At 44.5% G+C, this 3,706-nt stretch carries 7 protein-coding genes; 1 reads left to right on the top strand and 6 read right to left on the bottom strand.

Annotated elements, in window-relative coordinates; translation table 11 throughout:
• Nucleotides 1-60: 60 nt before the first annotated feature.
• From DSM465_RS0117705 to DSM465_RS19690, 4 genes are all read right to left on the bottom strand, one after another.
• Complete coding sequence (locus tag DSM465_RS0117705) at nt 61-243, bottom strand: hypothetical protein (protein ID WP_029761954.1); 183 nt, start codon at nt 241-243, stop codon at nt 61-63.
• A 12-nt stretch (nt 244-255) separates the two neighbouring features.
• Nucleotides 256-807, bottom strand: a complete 552-nt coding sequence (locus tag DSM465_RS0117700) for a replication-relaxation family protein (RefSeq protein ID WP_230459207.1) — start codon at nt 805-807, stop codon at nt 256-258.
• Entirely contained in the window at nt 800-1,966 is a 1,167-nt protein-coding gene (locus tag DSM465_RS0117695) for an FtsK/SpoIIIE domain-containing protein (RefSeq protein ID WP_029761952.1), read from the bottom strand. The genes DSM465_RS0117700 and DSM465_RS0117695 overlap by 8 nt, the downstream gene beginning before the upstream one ends.
• A gap of 130 nt (nt 1,967-2,096) precedes the next feature.
• On the bottom strand, nt 2,097-2,267 hold the full coding sequence (locus DSM465_RS19690) for a hypothetical protein (RefSeq protein WP_169817292.1): 171 nt from the start codon (nt 2,265-2,267) through the stop codon (nt 2,097-2,099).
• Nucleotides 2,268-2,504: 237 nt separating this feature from the next.
• Here DSM465_RS19690 and DSM465_RS0117685 point away from each other — a divergent pair, with 237 nt between their 5' ends.
• Nucleotides 2,505-2,720 (top strand): helix-turn-helix transcriptional regulator, encoded by a 216-nt coding sequence (locus DSM465_RS0117685; protein WP_029761951.1) that lies wholly within the window; start codon nt 2,505-2,507, stop codon nt 2,718-2,720.
• Between the two features lie 8 nt (nt 2,721-2,728).
• Here the strand turns inward: DSM465_RS0117685 and DSM465_RS0117680 are convergent, their stop codons facing one another.
• Both DSM465_RS0117680 and DSM465_RS0117675 read right to left on the bottom strand, forming a co-directional pair.
• Nucleotides 2,729-3,226, bottom strand: a complete 498-nt coding sequence (locus tag DSM465_RS0117680; RefSeq protein WP_015985918.1) for a hypothetical protein — start codon at nt 3,224-3,226, stop codon at nt 2,729-2,731.
• A gap of 79 nt (nt 3,227-3,305) precedes the next feature.
• On the bottom strand, nt 3,306-3,706 hold a 401-nt coding region (locus tag DSM465_RS0117675; RefSeq protein WP_029761950.1), incomplete at its 5' end, for an N-acetylmuramoyl-L-alanine amidase.

The following is a 3,706-nucleotide window of genomic DNA, read 5'->3' as shown; positions in this document are numbered from 1 at the left end:
ATTTCAATAAATATTAGGGAATACCCATTATCCTTGAAACAAAGGGTCACAAAGATCGGATCACTCCGCCTTCTTTTCTTCCCACATCTCCTCAAGCGCGTCCTCAAAGAATTCACACGCTGCCAGCACACCGCTAACAAATGCTTGTTCCCGTTCGTCACTCGTCTCCATCGCCGCGTATTGCAGTCGGTGATCTGCGACGGTTGCTTGCAGCAAAAGCAGTTTCACCAAAATATTTCCCATCACGATCCCTCCTCACACTTTCAATAGACATTCGCAAGGCACGCCGTACTCTTTGGCGATCGCTTCAATTTGTCGCTTCTTTACGGCTGATACGGTATAGAACAGCAAGACGGGTTCCCCTAGCTGCTGACGTTGGATAAATCGGAATAGATAAGCATAGCGCTCGATTTTGCGTTTGTTCTCCAACATCTTTTGTGTAATATCCACCTCAAGAAAATACATCTGATCGTGATAGGTGAACCGCGCATCAGACACAATGCTATAATCTTTTCCGCTCTCCCGCCATCTTGTGCGCGGTTCCGCTTTCCAGTCTGCTGGATAGTGATAAAAGATGTAGATGTCATTCCGCATAACGATGTGTTCCAGCGGGCTGTTCCGGCGAATCGTCGCCTCTCCACCTACCATTTCCGCCCCCTTTTTGTTCAAGTAGTAAACATCTTCACCGATGCGTTTTGTATTCGTGTATTCACGAATGCCACTCAAAATACGGTTGGCGTTGCGTTTGCTTCCTAGATCAAACATGTGCTGTATTTGTGAACGAGAGAGGGCTTGCAGGCTACTCAAAGCATATAAAATCCTCATCTGCCGTTCGGTGAGCCTCGTTTCGCTTCTCAACACAGTACACCTCCAAACGTTTTGTCATTTCCTCGTCGTCGATAAGAGGTGTCTGAACGATCATTTTCTCATGTGTTTTGATGATGGCGCGGCCTTTTATGTCGCTTGGCAATTCTTCAGCGCCGTGTTCATCAATCACTACAGACGAAGCGTAGCTGGTTGGCAACCGGAATGAAATCTTTAGGTCTGCGTTCTGTTTGATCTGCCTTGGCAGCGCATCAGCTGTTGGATATTGCGTACAGAACACTAACCGAAAGCCCAACGCTCCGCCGATCCGGGCAATTTCGGACAATACGCTTTGACAATAGGAGAGCATATCGCGGGTTTCTTTTGGCATGAATCGTTCCGGCACCAGTTGAGCCGCTTCATCGACAAACAAAAATGTTCGTTTGGGGTATGGACTATTCACCACGTTAGCCCAGCCATTTCGCTTAAATTCGGTCATTTTCTGCTCAAGCAGTGTCTTAATACTATCCAAGCATTGAAATGCCTCTGCGGGACTGCTAGCCACGTTTATGACCTGTTTAATGTTTCGGTACTTTTCAAATTCCAAACCGCCTTTCATATCGAGAATAAAAATCTCCACATCATCGGGATGATGCTCGATGAGGTAAGTCATTGCCGACTTGATGAATACCGTTTTTCCGAAGCGTGTTGTTCCACCGATGACACAATGCGGCGTCTTATCAAAGTTGTGAAAATGCCACCCTTTCTCATTGAACCCCAACGGGATCACCCATCCGTCTCTATCCGGAACGTCTTTATACAGCACTTTGTTCGGCATCTCATAATGGAATACGTCAATATACAACCATTTTTTAAACGTGACTTCTACATATCGGCCGAGTGTGGCGCTCAATACTTCTTGGATAGGCTCAATCACCTTTTTGGTCAATCCTAATGGCACACGGTACACATATCGGCTATACAGCTCCTTTTTCTCCTTCGCAACGAGCTTCGGATAGACGTGCTCATTCCGGACAGTCGCACCGATTTTTAAATACCTAAACACATTGTCGATATCACGCTCATAATCTCCTTGTCTTTTTCGGCCGAATACAACAGCGGTAGCCCCCACGGCCAAAGGAAGGAGAAAAAATTCAAGCATAAAAATCACCTCTGGAGAGAAGAACTATCCCAGTCAGCGGGCATATTCCCGATAGATTGGGAATACTATAAAATACGGGGATGTGGACCAGCTCACCCGTGTTCTGTATGGGAATGTGCGAGGGAATGACTTACAAGAACATCTCGGACAGGCGGCTTATGAAATAGAGCAAGCCCGCGCATATTCCCGCCTGCATGCCCACGTTGACGATGAAACCAACCTTCTCCCTGTCCAACCAACCGCGATTTTCCGCGAAGGCAATTCCCACAAGGATCAGTCCGCTTCCAATGACTTCCAACATACTTGTCATCCTCCTTTTTGAGTTGTGAAATAAAGAAATTTCCCAAAACCCCCATTCCCGGTGTCGTGCTCACCATTGCGGTTTTCACTTTTTGTGGCGATGTTTGCAGGAAAATAAGCAGGAAATGGAGTATGGTAAAAGGTATGAGGAAGGGAATGTCCGTTATATCTTGTCCTCTAAACATTTTTGTGGTTTGGCTCGTACTTTTTTAGAAGGCGAACAAAAGAGGTGGAAGTCATGCAATTCAAATGTAGGCTAAAAGTGATATTTGCGGAGCGAGACATCAAGCAAGGGGAATTCGCAGAAAAAATCGGGGTTAGTTTGGGGACGCTTAGCGCGATCGTCAATAACAGGTCTTTGCCCTCGTTCCCAGTAGCCTATGCAATCTGTGAGGAACTAGGGATGCCGATCAATGAGATATGGATAAAAAAAGAGCCTACTCAAAGTGAGTAGGCTTCGTCTTATTTTATTTCAGCTTGTAACAAAATAGCATCTTTATCACCTTTATACGTATACTGCACATCATTATGGTTAATCACTTTAGTGTATTCAAGCAGATTTGTTTTATCGTCGGTAAGTCCTAGATTAGAAACTACCTTGTGACGATCTCCATAACTTAAAGATTCATCTGCTGTACCAACCAACAAAACAAAAGCAAAGTCTAAATCATTTCTCTCTGTTAAAAGGGCCTCAGGCATCGCAGCAAGCGTTATTTTATTGTCTTCGATAAATATGTGTATATTGTCCGATAACGCAATAGCGTGTTTTCCGTCTTCGGTTTTGTCGCTAGAGATAATTTTCAGGTTTGTTTTGTCCCCCATTTGTTTTAATGCTTCCGAAATTCTGTTTTCGATTTCTTTCGGATCGACTTTTGCTTTCGATTCAGTCGTTTCAGAACCACAAGCCACTAAAAATAACACAAAGACAGACGTTAAAAAAAATGAGATAATTTTCCTCATTGTTCTTCCTCCCAATTCCTTTTTACCTACATGTTACCACATTTATATATAAAAAAAGAACCCCGCCGTACGGCAGGGTTCAGCCAACGATATAGACAGGATATCCTTTTTTCTTCAATTCTTCAGCTAACTTCTCGGCATTCTTTCGATCAGAAAACGCTCCGACTTGCACGCGGTACAATTTTTTGTCAGACACTTTTGGTTGTGGTTGTTGTTTTGTTTTCTTCTTGAGTCCAAACGCTTTGACAATGCCTTGCGCGTGACCGTGGGCGATTTGCAGGAGGAATTGCTCGGATTTGAGTTTGGTCGCATCGCTTGGATTGTCAATGAATAGGTTCTCGGTTAAGAGGGCAGGCATCCTTGTTTCGCGCAATACAGCGTAGTTTGCGCGTTTTTTACCACGGTCACGGACATTTCCAATCGCCTTCATGATTTCTTGGTGAATCACGTTTTGATATGCGATTGTCGCTTGACTGACGT

Origin of the sequence: Geobacillus thermodenitrificans subsp. thermodenitrificans DSM 465 (assembly GCF_000496575.1) — a bacterium.
GTDB classification, from domain to species: Bacteria; Bacillota; Bacilli; order Bacillales; family Anoxybacillaceae; genus Geobacillus; species Geobacillus thermodenitrificans.
The sequence above is the reverse complement of the archived record's forward strand: the minus strand, read 5'-3'. Positions and strand labels throughout refer to the sequence as shown.

What these genes read in the sequence shown, in the direction of transcription:
- DSM465_RS19690 (WP_169817292.1), bottom strand. Translation starts at nt 2,267, where the DNA reads ATGTTGGAAGTCATTGGAAGCGGACTGATCCTTGTGGGAATTGCCTTC.
- DSM465_RS0117695 (WP_029761952.1), bottom strand. Translation starts at nt 1,966, where the DNA reads ATGCTTGAATTTTTTCTCCTTCCTTTGGCCGTGGGGGCTACCGCTGTT.
- DSM465_RS0117680 (WP_015985918.1), bottom strand. Translation starts at nt 3,226, where the DNA reads ATGAGGAAAATTATCTCATTTTTTTTAACGTCTGTCTTTGTGTTATTT.
- DSM465_RS0117685 (WP_029761951.1), top strand. Translation starts at nt 2,505, where the DNA reads ATGCAATTCAAATGTAGGCTAAAAGTGATATTTGCGGAGCGAGACATC.
- DSM465_RS0117705 (WP_029761954.1), bottom strand. Translation starts at nt 243, where the DNA reads ATGGGAAATATTTTGGTGAAACTGCTTTTGCTGCAAGCAACCGTCGCA.